The following is a 15924-nucleotide window of genomic DNA, read 5'->3' as shown; positions in this document are numbered from 1 at the left end:
GGCTATCCCGGTCAGGATTACGCAAAGACCGCAGCGCGCCTAATGCGTGGCGGTCAGCGCCCACCGTTCGTGATCGCGCCACGCCCCGTCGATGTGCAGGAAGTCCGGCGAGAAGCCCTCGAGCCGGAAGCCGCAGCTGCGGGCGAGTGCGATCGAAGCGGCGTTGCGGGGCTGGACGTTGATCTCCAGGCGATGCAGCTCCAGTACGTCGAAGGCGTACCGCGTGAGGAGTCCGAGCCCCTCGCTCATCAGGCCGCGGCCCGCCGCGTGCGCGAAGGCGCCGTATCCCAGCGCCCCGCAGCGGAAGGCGCCCGCGACGATGTTGTTGATGTTGATGAACCCGGCGATGGCACCACCGGACCCGCCCTCCCGGTCACCCTCGCGATCCCGCTCACAGACCAGGAACCCCGCCTTGGTCCGGTCCTCGATGAGCGCTCCCGCGTACGTGGCGTACGCCTCGTCCGTGGCGGGCGGGAAGAGCCAGGGGTGGTGCAGCTCCCGGCTCTCCCGGACGCGTGCGGTGAACTCGGGGCCGTCGGCGTAGGTGAAGGGACGTATGCCTACGCGGGGCCCCTCGGCGAGGTGAACGGTGCTTTCGGACATCGGGCCACGCTAGCCGCCCCGCTGCGCGGGGCAGCGTTCACCCTTCCGCACGCCTGAGCAGCGCCCTCACTTGCGCCTGCGCATGTAGTACGCCCCGCACAGCGCGCCGATCACCGCCGTGCCGAACAGGGCCATCCACAGCGGCACGGTCACTTCGGGGATCAGCAGCCTGATCTTGGTGCTGCGGGTGTTCTCGAAGATGAAGACCAGGGTGAGGACGGCGAGCGCGGCGACGGCGATCCTGCCGGGCGTCATGACGCCACCGCCGCCGCCCGAGCCGCCCTTGGAGCCGCCCGAGGAGGTGCTGGGACTCATCGTGAACCCTTCCGTCGGAGCATTCGACCGCCCTCCCCCGGTGACCAGCATGGGCAGCTGGGCCGGGTTCGCGCGCGGTGGATGCCCCTCGGGGGTGGGGGTGTGGGCCGTACGGGTGAGCCCCAGGAGGATCAGCGGACGACGGGCAGCTCGATCACCCCGGTGTCCTCGGGCGCGCTGGTGACGGTCACCGGCTTCACTCCCCTGTTCCCGACGTACGCGTCGTCGCTGGCGGCCACCACGAACTGCAGCTTGTGCCCCGCCTCGTACCGGTGCACGATCCCCGGCAGCGACACGGTGAACGGCTTCGTCACGTCCGGTACGCGCACGGGCGCCACGAGCCGGTGCACGAGTGTCTTCCTGCCGTCGGGCGCGATGTCGTACAGCTTGGCGAAGAGGACCAGCTTGTCGGCCGCGTCGCCGGAGTTCTGCACCCGCTCGGTCCTTGGCGAGACGACCTTGAGGGTGGCCTTCGGGGAGCCGACCACGTCCACGGCCGCGGTCAGTGGCTCCGTCGTCCAGTCGAGGTAGGTGCCCTTGGTGTCGCGCGGCGCGGGGTCGGGCAGGCCGATCAGACCGGCGAGGGAGCTCTCGGAGTGGCTGGTGGGGATGAGCCAGTTGCGGTACTCACGGCTGCCGCGCGCGACCTTCTCGCGGTTCTCGACGAGCTTGCCGTCGCCGGACAGGTAGAGCTTCTGGCTCAGGGCGGGCACCTTCGACGCGGTCGCGTAGGTGCCGTTCGGTCCGCTGTCGCCCGGGACCCAGTCCTGGTGATAGGCGAAGGCGGGCCCGGTGTCGACGCCCTTCTTCCGCTGGAGGTAGCGGTCGAACCACGACAGGATGCGCTTGCCGACGTAGCTGGTCTCCAAGTTGCCCTCGGAGAGGTTGAGTTCACCGGACGCCGCGTCGGTGAGGCCGCCGCTGTGGCCCGCGGACTGCCAGATCATCTTCGTCGTGGTGCCCTGCGCCTTGAGCGTCTTGTACGTCGCCTGCGCCTCGTTGAGGTTGAAGAGGCTGTCGACCTGGCCCTGGATCAGCAGGGTCGGCGCCTTGACCTGCGGCAGGTAGGAGACGGGCGAGACGCTGCGCGCGTACTCCTGGAGGGCCTCGGTCCTGTCGGCGGGATAGCGGCCCGAGTTGAGCGTACGGATCGTCTCGCAGGCCTTGGTGACGAAGTGCAGGCAGGTGAGGGAGTTGACGCGGGACGGGTCCAGGCTCGGTTCGAGGAGCGGCTGACCCTCTCCGATGAGGTAGAAGCCGTTCATCCACTGCCACTTGGAGGCGCCGGGGACGCTCCGGTCGGAGGCGTTGTTCGGGTCGAGCGAGTAACCCAGGTCGTTCCAGGTGATCATCGGTACGAGGGCGTCGACCCGGCGGTCGACGGCGGCCGTCGCCATCTGGATCGCCCCGCCGTAGGAGCCGCCGATCATGCCGACGCGCGGATCGGACCCGGCGTCCTTGGTGACGTAGTCGACCGTCGTGCCGTCGTCGGCCGCGCGCTTCCCGGCGAGGAAGTCGACGAGCCCGGATGCCGCCTTGCCGTCGATCTTCGGGTCGTCGAGGGAGATCAGGCAGCCGGACTTGCCGAAGCCGAGCCCGGAGTAGACGAGTCCGACGTATCCGCGCTCGGCGAAGGCCTTGCCGGTGGCCGCCGTTCCGCCGTCCGACTTGCTGCCGCCGAAGCCGTTGGTGGTGAGGACGGCGGGCGCGGGGTGCGCGGCGTCCACTCCGGCGGGGCGGTAGAGGTCGGCGTCGACGGTGCAGGTCCTGCCGCCGGCGTCGACCGTGAACTTCAGTGGAGTGACCGTGAATTGACCGGTGGCGCTCGCGGGAGCGGGTGCCGCGAGCGCCAGGGGTGCGGCAAGCGCGGCGCCGACGGCGAGGGCGAGCGGCGCGCGGGTGCGGGAGACGGCACGACGGGATGCGGTACGACGGGACACGAGACCTCCACGCTGAGGACAGCCGACTACCAACCGGTAAGTAACCGGCCAGGGTCATGCTGTGACACGTGTCAGGTGTGGGTCAACGCTCGTGACAGGAGTTTCTCGCCGGGAATTGACGGAGATTCAGCGAGGCGGCCCGACCGGCGCCTCCGCCCCTCAGCCCCCTGGATCCGCTACGGCCCTCATGCCAGCGCGGGCACGTCCAGCGTCAACGTCCCCGCGTCCGCGTCCAGTTCACCCGCCACCCCGAAAGGAATCGTCAGCGCCCCCTCGCAGTGCCCGAACCCGAACTCCTCGACGACCGGCACCCCCAGACCGCCGAGCCGGTCGAGCAGCAGCGCCCGCACCGTGTCGTAGGGATCGCAGTCCACCCACGAGCCGAGCGCGACCCCGCTCACCCCCTCGAGCCAGCCCGCGCGCGCGAGTTGGGTGAGATAGCGGTCGAGGCGGTACGCCTCCTCGCCGGTGTCCTCCAGGAAGAGCAACCCGCCCCGCGCCGACGTGCGCACCCCTGCGGCGCCGACGTCCGAGGCGAGCAGGCAGAGGCAGCCGCCGAGCGTGACGCCCCGCGCGCGGCCCGGCGCGAGCGCGGTCCCGCCCGAGGCGATCACCTGGACCTGCTCGGGTTCGAACAGCGTGGCCCTCAAGTGCTCCTGCGCGCGGGTGCTCTTGAGGAAGTCCATGGCCGCGACCATCGGGCCGTGCAGCGTCGCCAGGCCCATCCGCGCCGCGAACGCCTCGTGCAGTGTGGTGATGTCGCTGTAGCCGACGAACACCTTGGGGCCCGCCGCCCGCATCGCCGCCCAGTCAAGCGACTCCACCATCCGCAGTGCGCCGTAGCCGCCGCGCGCGCAGAGCACCGCGGAGACGGAAGGGTCGCACCACGCCTCCTGGAGGTCACGGGCGCGGCCGGTATCCGTGCCCGCGAGGTAGTCGAACCGCGGGTGCCTGTCCAGGACATGAGGGGCGACGACCGGTTCCAGGTCCCAGCCGCGCAGGATGTCGAGGCCCGCCTGGAGCCGTTCCTCCGGTATGGGACCGCTGGGCGCCACGACGGCGACCCGCGCGCCGGGGGTCAGCCGCGCGGGACGCGTCAGGGGGGTCACTTGGCGAGCTCCAGGGTGGGCGCGCCGCCGGACACGTTCAGGCGGAACACCTGTGCGTACAGGGAGAGTTCGGACTCCAGGGCCCGGATCAGCGTGTCCACGCGGCGGAATCCGTGCCCCTCGCCCTCGAAGGCGATGTAGGCGTGCGGCACGCCCCGCCCCGCCAGCTCGGAGACGAACCTCTCGGCCTGCTCGGGCGGACAGATCACGTCGTCGAGCCCCTGGAGCAGCAGGAAGGGCACAGTGACGCGGTCGGCGTGCTCCGCGGGCGAGCGCTCCACGTACCGCGTCGGCACCTCGTCGAACGGCCCGATCATCGAGTCCAGGTACCGCGACTCGAAGTCGTGGGTCCCGCCCGCGGCCCATTCCGTCAGGTCGAGGACGGGGTAGATGATCGTGCCGCAGGCGTAGACGTCCGTCGTGGTCAGCGAGGACGCCGTGGTCCAGCCGCCCGCGCTGCCGCCGCGGATCGCCAGGCGGTCGCGGTCGGCGGTGCCCTCGTCGGCGAGCGCGAGCGCGACGGCCGCGCAGTCCTCGACGTCGACGATGCCCCACTGCTCGCGCAGGCGGTTGCGGTACGCGCGGCCGTAGCCGGTCGAGCCGCCGTAGTTGACCTCCGCGACGCCGATGCCGCGCGAGGTGAAGTAGGCGATCTCCAGGTCGAGTACGAGAGGGGAACGGTCGGTGGGGCCGCCGTGCACCCACACCACGTACGGCGGGAGTTCGTCGTCGGGGGCGATGCGGGCCGGGTGGTGCGGTGGATAGACGTGCGCGTGGACCTCGCGGCCCGCCGGGCCGCTGAAGGTGCGGATGCGCGGCTCTGGGTAGTACGCGGTGTCCACCGGGTCGTCGTGCGCGGCGCCGATCACCCGGGCGCGGCCGGTGCTCGTGTCCAGCTCGACGACCTCGTACGCGCTGCGGGGGCTGGCCGCGACGCCGACGGCGCGGGTGCCGTTCACCGCGACGGTCGCCGACCACTCCGTCCAGGGGCCCGCAGCGTCGACGACCTCGCCGGTCTCCGGGTCGAGCACGCCGAGCGCGGTGGCGCCCTTGCCGTGCACGACGGCGACCAGGCCGCTGTCCAGGGGCGCGAACCAGCCGGAGCCGACCTGCCACAGGGGTCCGGCGAACTCCTCGTCGCGCGGGCAGATCGGCACTCCGTTCCCGCCGTTCACCGGGTCCGCGCGGTAGAGGTTCCACCAGCCGGACCGGTCGCTCGCGAACAGCAGCCGCCCGTCGGGCGCCCACTCCGCCTGCGCGATGGACTCCTCCGGGCCGCCCGCGAACACCCGCGGCGCGCCGAACGTGCCGTCCGCGCGGACCTCGGCGACCAGGAGTTCCGTGCCGTCCCACGGCATCCGGGGGTGGTCCCAGGCGATCCACGCCACGCGGGCGCCGTCCGGCGAGAGGCGGGGCCCGGTGATGAACCGGTGCCGGGCGTCGGAGAGTTCACGCACCGCCGCGCGGTCGTCGGTCGCCGTGTCGTACAGCGGCACGGCGACGGCGACCCGCCGCACATCGGTCGGTGCCTCCCCGGTGAACTCCTCCAGGACGCACCAGGCCTCGCCCCGGTCCAGGTGCACGCACGGGTCGACGTACCGCAGGCCGCCGCCCACGTCGGAGAGCGGGGTCAGCGGGCGCGGCACGGCTCCGGGGGTGTCGGGCTCGTACGCGTACAGGCGCTGGTCCGAGAAGTTGGCGAACACGACCAGCGGCCCGTCAGGACCCTCGGCCCCGGCCCAGGAACGCCCCCCGTACTCCAGGACCCGGCTGCGCACATTCCACGGCTCGGGCAGCACGGACTCCTCCGCGCCGTCCGGACGCCGCCGCACCAGGACGCGCCTGCCCCCTTCGGCAGGCCTCGGCTCGGTCCACCACGCCTCGTCCCCGACGAAGTCCGCGTGGGCCGGTGACCCGTCGTGGGCGGCGGCGAGCGCCGCGTCGATGGGCGACGGCCATGATCCGTAAGCCTGGGTCTGCATCATGTCCTTCTCTTCCCCCATGATCGGTTGTGTTCCCTAGGCCGTTCTCAGATAGCGGTCGAGGACGCGGACGCCGAAGTGCAGCGCGTCGACCGGCACGCGCTCGTCGACTCCGTGGAAGAGCGCTTGGTAGTCGAAGCCCTCCGGTGTCTTCAGCGGCGAGAAGCCGTAGCCGGTGATTCCGAGCCGTGAGAACTGCTTGGCGTCCGTGCCGCCGGACATGCAGTACGGCACGACATGTCCCTCGGGCGCGAACTCCTCGACGGCCGCCCGCATCTTCGCGTACGTCGGCGACTGGACCGGCGCCTGGAGCGCCACCTCACGGTGGTGGAACTCCCAGTCGACGTCCGCTCCGGTGAGCCGGTCAAGGGTGGCGGCGAACTCTTCCTCGCCGCCCGGCAGAAAGCGGCCGTCCACGTAGGCGACGGCCTCCCCGGGGATCACGTTCACCTTGTAACCGGCCTGCAGCATCGTCGGGTTGGCGCTGTTGCGTACCGTCGGCGCGACGAGGTCGGCGGCCGGGCCGAGCTTCTCCAGGAGCGCGTCCACGTCGTAGCCGGGCGCCTCGAGGTCGGTCTGCTCCCCGTACAGCGCGGCCAGTTCGGTCAGGGCGGCCCGGACCGTCGGCGTGAGCCGCACCGGCCAGCGGTACTCCCCGATGCGCGAGATCGCGGCGGCGAGCTTGCCCACGGCGTTGTCGGGGTTCACCTTCGAGCCGTGGCCCGCCTTGCCGCGCGCGGTCAGCTTGAGCCAGCCGGTGCCGCGCTCCCCCGCCGCGATGGCGTAGAGCTGATTGCCGCGCCCGTCGTGGAAGGTGAAGGCGCCGGACTCGCTGATGCCCTCCGTGCATCCTTCGAAGAGGGACGCGTGCTGATCGGCGAGGAACCCGGAACCGTCCTCGGCGCTCGCCTCCTCGTCGGCGGTGAACGCGATCACGATGTCCCGCCGGGGCCGCACTCCCGCGCGCGCCCAGCCGCGCACCACGGACAGGATCATCGCGTCCATGTTCTTCATGTCGATGGCACCGCGCCCCCAGACGACACCGTCGCGGATCTCCCCGGAGAACGGGTCGACGCTCCAGTCCGCGGCCTCGGCCGGGACGACGTCCAGGTGGCCGTGCACGAGCAGCGCGTCCGCGGAGGGGTCCGTGCCCTCGATCCGCGCGACGACGTTCGTACGCCCCGGTGTGCGCTCCAGGAGCGTCGGTTCGAGCCCGGCTCCGGCGAGACGCTCGGCGGCGTACTCGGCGGCGGGCCGCTCCCGGCAGTCGCCGCCGCCCCGGTTGGTGGTGTCGATGCGGATGAGTTCGGAGGTGAACCGGACCACCTCGTCGAGCGCTTGCCCGTCGACGTGTCCGGTGCCCTGATGCCCCGGCTGCTCCTCAGCCATACTGCTCCTCCACCGCCGCCGATGCGATCGTCGTGACCGCCTTGAACGTACGAATGCCCTCGTACATGGTCTCGCTGGTGTACGCGATCTTCCGCTCGCCGGTGCGCCGCACGCCCGGCACCACGGTGGACGCCATGGACAGGTGCTCGGCGTCGAATTCGAGCTCCACGGTGAACGGGCCGCCCCGCACCGGTTCGTGCCGCACGGCGAGCGGCGTCGCCTCCTTCGCCGCGGCCCGGATGTCGGAGGCGGTCCGCCGCGGGGTGCGGCAGACCGCCGCGTACCGCGACACGTGGTCCTTGACGGCCACCTTCAGCGCGCCGGGTGCGTAGCCGAGCGCGTCGTCGCAGGCCAGATCGTCTCCGGTGACCAGGACGACGGGTACTCCGTACTCGGCGACGACATGGGAGTTGAGCAGTCCCTCGCTCGCCCGGACGCCGTTGACCCACACTCCGGTGATCGAGTTGGCGAGGTAGGTGTGCGCGAGCACGCCCTCCATGCCGGCGCCCGCGTGATAGCCGATGAACGCGATGCCGTCCACGTCGTCGTGCTGGACGCCCTCGATCATGGAGAGGGACTTGTGCCGCCCGGTGAGCATCTGGGCCCGCTCGTCGAGGTTCTCGAGAAGCAGGTTGCGCATGGTCCAGTGCGCTTCGTTGATGAGCACCTCGTCGGCGCCCCCGTCGAAGAAGCCGAGCACGGCGGCGTTGACGTCCGACGTGAACATCGAACGGCACCGCTCCCACTGCGGCGTACCGGGCAGCACGTCGGCCGGCCACGTAACACCCGTGGCGCCCTCCATGTCTGCGCTGATCAGGATCTTCATGCGGCCTCACGCTACGCGTTCGCCAACTCCTGGACCAGGTCCGTCGGTGACCGCGTCGCGCGCCACCCCCTTCCCCGTCGGCTGCCACAGGGTGCTGCGCAGGTCCGATCCGCGGACCAGCTGGATCCGCCATGGCTCGATGCGGATGACGTGGTACTCGGGATCCTCCGGGCCGCCGCGCCAGTAGTGGACGGGGTCGTAGCCCACGCCGGGCGGCCCGCCCCGGGTGTAGAGGTCCCAGGCGTGGCGCTTGGCGGCCTCGTCCTCGGCCCAGGCGGAGAGGGCGTCGACGTGGACGGTGTTCTGGCGGGGGTTCCAGTAGGAGTAGGTGGTGTGCGGGTTGCCGGCCAGGTGGGCCGTCTTGACGGGAGTCTTGTACGCGGCGAGCCAGCCGACCGGAAGGCCGTCGACGACCTCCCAGACGGGGAGCAGGACGCGGGCCCGGGGACGGTTCCCGCGGTCGACGGTGATCATCGTGGCGTACTTGATGTCGCGTACGTACGAGAAGAACGTGTCCCGCAGGTCGGAGAAGTCGCTGACTTTGGTGGTGGGCATGTCGGGTACTCCTTGCCGGGTGGGGTGGCGGATCAGCGCGTGGCGGGGATCTCGGGGGCGAGGTCGTCCACCGGTCCGCCGGACGCCGTCACCGTGCCCGGCCGCGAGCGGAGCCCGAAGGCGCTGACCAGCGCGGCGAGCAGGGCCGCCGCGAGCGGGACCCACAGGGCCGCGCGGTAGCCGTCGAGGAGCGCTGCGGGTGAACTCGACGTGGTGGCCCAGACGTTGACCGCGGTGACGGTGGAGAGGCCGAGCGCGGCACCGAACTGGAAGGCGGTGTAGAGCAGCCCGCCGGCCAGGCCCTGCTCCTCCTCCTTGACGCCCTCGGTGGCAACGATGGTGAGCGGTCCGTAGGTGAGGGCGAAGCCGAGGCTCAGGATGATCAGGCTCGGGAACATCGCCAGGTAGGTCCAGTCGGCGCCGACCGGCAGGAACAGGGCGTAGGAGAGTGCGGCGAGCAGCAGACCGCCGAAGATCACCCGGGCGTTGCCGAAGCGCTCGACGAGCTTGGGGGTGACGGTGGGCGAAAGCACCGCGTCGGCGCCGATGACGATCATCGCGAGGCTGGTCTGGAGCGTGGACCAGTCCCGCAGCTCCTGGAGGTAGAGGACGACAAGGAACTGGAACCCGAAGAAGCCGCCCGCGAAGAAGAGCCCCGAGAGGTTGGCGCGGACCAGGGCGCCGCTGCGGAAGATCCCCAGGCGGACGAGCGGGGATGCCGAGCGTCGCTCGACGGCTACGAAGACGGCGAGGAGGGCGAGGCCAGCGGCGAGGGTGCCTGCCGTGGCGGCGGCGCTCGCGTGAGAGGCGCGCTCCACGCCCAGGACGAGCAGCACGATCGCGGCGGTGACCATGACGGCCCCCACCAGGTCGACGCTCTGCCCGGTGCGGTCGGGGCGCGGCGACTTGGGGACGAAGGCGAGCGCGGCGGCCAGGATCAGGGCGGAGAGCACCACGGGCACGAAGAAGACCCAGCGCCAGCCGATCGCGGTGAGCAGACCGCCGACGACCAGGCCGATCGAGAAGCCGCCCGCGGCGGTGCCGGAGTAGAAGAGCAGCGCCTTGTTGCGCCGCGGGCCCTCGTCGAAGCCCGTGGTGATGATGGAGAGGCCCGCGGGGGTCATGAAGGCCGCGGCCACGCCGGTGACGAAGCGGGCGACGATCAGCATCCAGCCCTCGGTGGCGAAGCCGCCGAGCCCGGAGAAGACCAGGAAGACGGAGAGCCAGAGGACGAACATCTGGCGGCGCCCGAAGAGGTCGGCCGCCCGGCCGCCGAGCAGCATGAAGCCGCCGTAGCCGAGGACGTAGGCGCTCATGACCCACTGCAGCGATCCGGTGGACAGGCCCAGGTCGGCTCGGATGGACGGCAGGGCCACGTTCAGCATGGCCACGTCGATGCCTTCGAGGAAGATCGCGCCGCACAGGACGAGCAGGACACCCCACTCGCGCCGCTTGAAGGTGACCGGAGAAGCGCTCGGCGCCCCGGCTGATGACTCTCTGTGCGTACTCATGTCAGATCTCCGCCAACTCATGGATGATGCGGGGGATTTCCCGGCTCGCTCACCATCGGCCGGGGGCGGGGGCGGAACAACGGCGAAGATCGCAACGTTCGTTCAACCAGGCTTACCGATCCGATCTGCCTGGGGGGACGTCGATGGAACGCGATGAACTGGAGTGCTTTCTGCTCCTGGCCGAGGAGCTGCACTTCGGCAGGACGGCCGAGCGCATGCGGCTGTCACGCGCCCGGGTGAGCCAGCTGATCCAGCGCACCGAACGCCGCGTCGGCGCCCCGCTGTTCGTCCGCACGAGCCGCCGCGTCGGGCTCACCGCGCTCGGCCGTCAGCTCCGCGCCGACCTGGAACCGCACCACCGGGCCATCGACGCCGCCGTCGAACGGGCGGCGGCCACCGCGCGCGGCATCGACAGCGTGCTGCACGTCGGCTTCGCCAATCCGCTGGCCGGAGAGATCGTGATGCGGGCGACGGAGGCGCTGCGCGTGAGCCATCCGGGGCTCGCCGTGGAGATCTGCGAGGTGCCGCTCGGCGATCCGTACGGGCAGCTGCGCAAGGGCGAGTTCGACGTGCAGCTCACGGAGTTCCCGGTGCGCGAGGAGGACCTGGGCGGCGGTCCCGCGCTGCTCGCCGAGGAGCGCGTCCTGGCGGTCGCATCGGCGCATCCGCTGTCCGCGCGGGACTCGGTGTCGCTCGAGGACCTGGCCGACGTACCGCTCCTGACGATCGAGGGCGAGGTGCCCGACTACTGGCTGGAGCACCACGTCCCCTCGCGCACCCCGTCCGGCAGGCCGATCGGCCGCGGTCCTGGTGTGACCAACATGCAGGAGGCGCTGATGATGGTCGCGGGCGGCAAGGGCGCGTTCCTCGCCCCCGCGCACACCGGGACGTACTTCACCCGGCCCGGTGTCGCCTACGTCCCCTTCGCCGACGCCGAGCCGGTCGGGTACGGCCTGGTGTGGCGGGCCGGGCACGGCACGGGGGCGATCGAGACGTTCGCGCGGACCGCCCGCGAGGTGGCCCGTGAGGTGGCGCAGGGAGATCCGCGGAGTGTGGTGCCGGGAGCCGTCACCGCTGCGGGGTGAGGCCGGCGGAGGCCTGGGCCCCCGTGCGGTCGCGCGCCGCGCGGAAGGCGCCGGCCGCGACCACGGCCCAGACCGCGAGCGCGGGCCAGATCAGCACCTTCCCGCAGGTCCAGAGCGCCGGTACGGCCGCGGCCGTGGAGGTGGAGAGCGCGGCGACGGCGGTCATGGCGAGGGGGAAGACGGTGGCCCAGCGGCGCACGTCGTAGTGCAGGCGCGGCCACCGCAGTTCACAGACGACGAGCACGGCGTACCAGGCGAAGGCGAGGCCGAGCGCGACGAGGGTGACGATCCGCAGGACGTCGTGCGCGGGGGTCGCCCACCGCAGCGTCCCCTGCGGCACGGCGGCGGCGACCAGCTTCGATCCGGCGAGTGCGGAGATGGCCATGGCACCGGCGATGATCCAGTGGTCGCCCCGGCCGGTGGCGAGTTGGCGGAAGTCGAAGCGGATCAGGACCACGGCGTACAGGACGAGGCCGATGACGAAGAGGACCAGAGCGGGCCACATCAGCCACGCCTGCCGGTCGGCGGTGGCCACGGTGGCGGCGAGGACCACGATGGCCTGGGTGGCCACGCACACCAGATAGGCGGCGCCCGGGACCCTGCTCTGCCAGTGGCGGATGACGTGGGACATCAGCAACGGCCAGAGCAGCACGCTGAGGCAGAGCAGCGCCACGGACACGGCCTGGTGTCCGAGCAGCGAGAGGCGGGTGCCGAGGACCGCCGTCGCGGCGACGGCGGTCAGTGCGGGCGGGGTGTCGATCTCGCGGTGCCAGCGCTCCCGTTCGGTCAGCAGATGCCGGGCGAAGACAGTGGCGAGGAACAGCCAGACCACCAGTGCCACCACGAGCAGTGCCACCGACGCCCACTCCACGCCGAGCAGGTGCAGTCCGACGGAGAGCACGGCGGTGGCCATGACGACGGCGCCCGAGGCGGGCGGCAGACCGTCGGCCCAGTCCGTCCAGCGCGGGCCGCGGCTGCTGGCTGCGTCGCTCGGCACAGGGCGGCTCCCTAGGCGTACGAAGGCACACGAAGGCGTACTAGCCCTACTAGCCCCCCGCCCGCGATCCTGACACGGCCGAGCGGCCCCGGCACGTCAGTCGGCGTGGCGCCGCTGGTAGTGCCCGCGCCAGCGCGGCGTCGCCGCGCCGCCCATCACCGTCATGACGACGTCATGGGCGAGGGAGTCGGTCACGGGGGCGTGGCCGAAGAGCACCCGGTGGTAGGTGGTGGCGGCGAGCACGTCCAGGAGCAGGTCGATGTCCGCGTCGGGGCGGATGTCACCGCGTTCGATGCCGCGGCGCAGGGCCGCCTCGGTGGTGGCCCTTCTGGGGTGGAAGATCGTCTCGGCGAAGGTGCGGTCGAGCTCCGGGTCGTCCGCCAGGTCGGCCACCAGTGCGGGCAGGGTGCGGCGGCCGAGGTTGCCGCCGAAGGCACGGCTGATGGTCTCGATGCCCTCGATCAGGTCACAGTGCGTGCAGCCGGTGTCCGGGGTGGGGGCGGTGCCCATGGTCTCGGCGAGGGCCGCGACGACGAGGCGCTGCCGGGAGGTCCAGCGGCGGCGAATGGCCGGTTTGGTCGTGCCCGCGCGTCGCGCCACCGCCTCCATCGTCAGATGCGCGTAGCCGGACTCCTCCAGGAGCTCCGTCGTCGCGGTGAGGATGGCCCCGTCGAGCCGGGTGTCGCGGGGCCGTCCCGCTGGACGTTCGGTGTGGCCGACGGAATCGAGGGTTGCCATGGGAGGCAGTATAGGTAGCATGTGGTTTCGTTCCGTTCCGGATCGAAATATAAGGGAGGGGGCGACCTTGCCTGAGCAGGAATCGACCACCGACCAGCCGCTCACCACGCCCGAGCCCGTGTACGCCGCCAGGGGCGAGAGCGTGCTCAGCGCGCCCTACACGGCGCTGACCTGGGGCATCGTCCTCTCCGTCGGCCTGGTGGCCTTCGAGTCGATGGGCGTGGCCACCGTGCTGCCTGAGATCGCCGGGAGACTCGGCGGCCTGGGCGCCTACGGCTGGGGCCTTTCCGCCCTGATGCTGGCCAACCTGATCGGCACGGTCGCCGCCGGGCGGGCCGCCGATCTCCGGGGCCCCGCGCGGCCGTTGGCCGCGGGCCTCGCCGTCTTCGCCGTCGGCTGCGCGGTGGCCGGGTCCGCGCCGAACTGGACCGCCTTCCTGGCCGGGCGCTTCCTCCAGGGCCTCGGCGTCGGCGCCGTCATGGCGCTGGCGTACATGGTCATCTCCCTGGCGTATCCACAGCAGTTGAGGGCGCGGATGTTCGCGCTCGTCTCGGGCGCCTGGACCGTGCCCTCCCTCGTCGGGCCGACCGTCGCCGCCGTGATCGCCGAACAGATCTCCTGGCGCGGTGTGTTCGTGCTCCTCCTGCCACTGATCGCCGCTGCCGCCGCACTGGTCCTGCCACGACTGCGCCACCTGGGCAGCGGTGGCGTGGCCCGCCCCAAGGACGGCCGGTGGTGGGCGACTCCGGTGGCGCGCAGCGTCCTGCTCGCCGCGGGCACCGGTGTGCTCCTCGCCGGACTCCAGCTGCACGAACCGGCGTTGCTCGTCCCCCTGGCCCTGCTCGGCGCCGCCGCGGGGATCTTCGCGCTGAGCTCGGTGACCCCGCCCGGCACGCTCACCGTGCGGCCCGGGGTGCCGACCGGCGTGGTGCTGCGCTTCCTGCTCTGCGGTGCGTACTTCGGCAGCGAGGCGTTCCTGCCGCTCGGCCTGGTCCAACTGCGCGACCTCAGCGCCACGGAGGCCGGGCTCGGGCTCTCGGCGGGCGCGATCACCTGGGTGCTCGGGGCGGCCTGGCAGGGCAGGGCCGACGCGCGCTGGGGCGGGCGCTCCCGTGCCGTGCCGATCGCGGCGGGCTTCGCGGTGCTCCTCGTGGGGATCGCGGTGATGGCGCTCGGCATCCTCGTCGACGCGGTGCCCGCGCTGACCGCCGTGGCCGGGTGGGCGATCGGCGGCGCGGGCATGGGCGTGGCCTTCAACGCCGCGACCACGGACGCCATGGAGCAGGCACCGGCCGACCGGCAGGGCGAGGCGAGCGGCGCGATGCAGCTCGCCCAGACCCTGGCGGTCGCGGTGCTCAGCGGCCTGGGCGGCGCCGCGGTCTCCCTGGCCGATGTTCACGGGGCGTCCACGTCCGCCGCCCTGACGGCCACGTTCGCGCTGACGGGCGCGTTGGCGGCCATGGGGGTCGTCGCGGCGCGGCGGATCAGGCCGCGGGTGTCCTGAGGCACGTCCTGACCCTCGCCCGCACCCCGCGGGTCGCGGGACCTTCAGCGGGCCCCGCGTCCAGCCCGCCGCTCACAGCTTGAACACCACTCCCCGCCACACCCACCCCGCGTCGAGCACCGCGTCCCGCAGGGGGTCCTTCATCTCGGCGGGGTCGAAGGTGAACGTCTCCGTCTTGTGCAGCTTGCCGTCGTCCCCGCGCTCGAACGTCCACTGCCGACTCTTCATGGTCACCTGCCCACGGGAGTACTCGCGCGACTGGGCCAGCCTGGGCGTGTCCCCGACCCACTGGACCTTCCACTGCTCGTCGACCGTGCGCACCTCGTGGCTGTCCGGCATCAGACGCATCAGAGTCCTGACGGTCCGGTCCAGCTGGGTCCGGACGAAGAAGGTGCGCCAGGCGGGCTCCAGGATCCGCCACTCCGCCACCAGGTCGGCGCTCTCGGACGGGGTGCCGTTGCGCACGAGGTACGGCACGTCCGGCCCGTTGAGTCCGAGCAGCGCGGCCCGGACTTCCTCGGCGGTACGCGGGGCGACACCACTGCCGGGGTGCCTGGTGCCGGTGAGTTTGTCGAAGAGACCCATCGGACCAACCTAGGGACGGTTGACGCGAACCTGCAAATGCCCGCTGAAGTCACCCCGCCCGCCCCACCACCAGCCACTTCGACGGCAGCTCGATCCGCGTCCCGTCCGGCGTGAACTCGGTCGTGGTGAGCGGAAGTTCACCGTGCGCCAGGACCGTGAGGCCCGCCGCTGCCACGTACTCCGGCACCGCGGCGTCCGCGACCTCGCCCGGCGCGATGCCGTGCGCGAACACCGGCGCCAGCTTCGGTGGCGGGCCGTCGGGGCTCTGGGCAAGGCCCCTCAGGACCGTCCCCGCGGCCTCGGCGAGCTCGACGACGAACGCTCTGCCGCGCTCGCCGAGCAGCGCCGCGATGCCGTCGACCAGCGGCTGGCGGTCGGCAGGGTCGCACTGGTGGAGCACCCCGCGCATATAGACGTTCACATCGCCGAGCTCCGCGTGCAGTTGCTCGGCCTCGGCCTTCTCCGCGGCGTCGACCTGCCGGAACTCGACCTGTTCCGCCGGGTCGGCGCGCCGTGCGTGCCCCAGCGCGGCGGCCGACAGGTCGACGCCCAGGACGCGCGGGTAGCGGTCGGCGAGGAAGCGGGTCTGGGTGCCGTTGCCGCAGCCGAGGTCCACGACGGGGAGGCCGGCTGCCGCCAAGTGCGGTTCGAAGAGAGCGAGATGGATGCCGACGGTGAGCGCGGGTTCGGCGTCCCAGAGGACGGCCCCCTCTTCGTCGGGGGCATCCCGCCAGAACCCCTCCCACGCCTCCCTGTACCGACTCGTGACGCTCATGCCCAGCTCC

At 72.0% G+C, this 15924-nt stretch carries 15 protein-coding genes; 2 read left to right on the top strand and 13 right to left on the bottom strand.

All coding sequences use genetic code 11. The features are described from left to right. Positions 1-39 precede the first annotated feature (39 nt). The 9 genes from ABD378_RS37680 to ABD378_RS37640 all read right to left on the bottom strand — a co-directional run bounded on the left by ABD378_RS37680 (position 40) and on the right by ABD378_RS37640 (position 10230). Positions 40-603, bottom strand: a complete 564-nt coding sequence (locus ABD378_RS37680) for a GNAT family N-acetyltransferase (protein ID WP_344528752.1) — start codon at positions 601-603, stop codon at positions 40-42. 66 nt (positions 604-669) lie between these two features. Continuing rightward, a complete protein-coding gene (locus tag ABD378_RS37675; RefSeq protein WP_344528750.1) occupies positions 670-918 on the bottom strand; it encodes a LapA family protein in 249 nt (82 codons plus the stop codon). Positions 919-1049: 131 nt separating this feature from the next. Beyond that, positions 1050-2858, bottom strand: coding sequence for an alpha/beta fold hydrolase (locus ABD378_RS37670; RefSeq protein ID WP_386543307.1), 1809 nt, complete (start codon positions 2856-2858; stop codon positions 1050-1052). A gap of 185 nt (positions 2859-3043) precedes the next feature. Further along, complete coding sequence (locus ABD378_RS37665; protein ID WP_344528748.1) at positions 3044-3967, bottom strand: S66 peptidase family protein; 924 nt, start codon at positions 3965-3967, stop codon at positions 3044-3046. Then, positions 3964-5949 carry a S9 family peptidase gene (locus ABD378_RS37660; RefSeq protein ID WP_425583951.1) on the bottom strand — a complete coding sequence of 662 codons (1986 nt, stop codon included), beginning with the start codon at positions 5947-5949 and terminating at the stop codon, positions 3964-3966. The genes ABD378_RS37665 and ABD378_RS37660 overlap by 4 nt, the downstream gene beginning before the upstream one ends. Before the next feature lie 36 nt (positions 5950-5985). After that, a complete protein-coding gene (locus tag ABD378_RS37655; RefSeq protein ID WP_344528744.1) occupies positions 5986-7338 on the bottom strand; it encodes a M20/M25/M40 family metallo-hydrolase in 1353 nt (450 codons plus the stop codon). After that, positions 7331-8164, bottom strand: a complete 834-nt coding sequence (locus ABD378_RS37650) for a M55 family metallopeptidase (RefSeq protein WP_344528742.1) — start codon at positions 8162-8164, stop codon at positions 7331-7333. Before ABD378_RS37650 ends, ABD378_RS37655 begins: the two co-directional genes overlap by 8 nt. A gap of 6 nt (positions 8165-8170) precedes the next feature. Next, positions 8171-8719, bottom strand: coding sequence for a pyridoxamine 5'-phosphate oxidase family protein (locus tag ABD378_RS37645; protein ID WP_344528740.1), 549 nt, complete (start codon positions 8717-8719; stop codon positions 8171-8173). A gap of 32 nt (positions 8720-8751) precedes the next feature. Continuing rightward, positions 8752-10230 carry an MFS transporter gene (locus ABD378_RS37640; RefSeq protein WP_344528738.1) on the bottom strand — a complete coding sequence of 493 codons (1479 nt, stop codon included), beginning with the start codon at positions 10228-10230 and terminating at the stop codon, positions 8752-8754. 143 nt (positions 10231-10373) lie between these two features. Between ABD378_RS37640 and ABD378_RS37635 the strand changes: the two genes are divergently transcribed. Then, positions 10374-11315, top strand: a complete 942-nt coding sequence (locus tag ABD378_RS37635; protein WP_344528736.1) for a LysR family transcriptional regulator — start codon at positions 10374-10376, stop codon at positions 11313-11315. On the opposite strand, the gene ABD378_RS37630 is transcribed toward ABD378_RS37635, so the two are convergent. Both ABD378_RS37630 and ABD378_RS37625 read right to left on the bottom strand, forming a co-directional pair. Continuing rightward, positions 11299-12312 carry a tellurite resistance/C4-dicarboxylate transporter family protein gene (locus ABD378_RS37630; protein WP_344528734.1) on the bottom strand — a complete coding sequence of 338 codons (1014 nt, stop codon included), beginning with the start codon at positions 12310-12312 and terminating at the stop codon, positions 11299-11301. The two genes, ABD378_RS37635 and ABD378_RS37630, sit on opposite strands and share 17 nt — an antisense overlap. A gap of 96 nt (positions 12313-12408) precedes the next feature. Next, positions 12409-13050, bottom strand: a complete 642-nt coding sequence (locus tag ABD378_RS37625; protein WP_344528732.1) for a TetR/AcrR family transcriptional regulator — start codon at positions 13048-13050, stop codon at positions 12409-12411. A gap of 118 nt (positions 13051-13168) precedes the next feature. On the opposite strand from ABD378_RS37625, the gene ABD378_RS37620 reads away from it, so the two are divergent. Next, on the top strand, positions 13169-14554 hold the full coding sequence (locus tag ABD378_RS37620; RefSeq protein WP_425583950.1) for an MFS transporter: 1386 nt from the start codon (positions 13169-13171) through the stop codon (positions 14552-14554). A gap of 72 nt (positions 14555-14626) precedes the next feature. Here ABD378_RS37620 and ABD378_RS37615 read toward each other — a convergent pair whose 3' ends face one another. Together ABD378_RS37615 and ABD378_RS37610 are read right to left on the bottom strand one after the other, a co-directional pair. Beyond that, positions 14627-15139, bottom strand: a complete 513-nt coding sequence (locus ABD378_RS37615; RefSeq protein ID WP_344528728.1) for a hypothetical protein — start codon at positions 15137-15139, stop codon at positions 14627-14629. Between the two features lie 49 nt (positions 15140-15188). Then, entirely contained in the window at positions 15189-15914 is a 726-nt protein-coding gene (locus ABD378_RS37610) for a class I SAM-dependent methyltransferase (protein ID WP_344528726.1), read from the bottom strand. Between the last annotated feature and the right edge of the window lie 10 nt (positions 15915-15924).

The sequence above is a fragment of the Streptomyces rectiviolaceus genome (assembly GCF_039533825.1).
Classification (GTDB): domain Bacteria; phylum Actinomycetota; class Actinomycetes; order Streptomycetales; family Streptomycetaceae; genus Streptomyces; species Streptomyces rectiviolaceus.
This window is presented reverse-complemented; position numbering and strand designations above follow the sequence as displayed.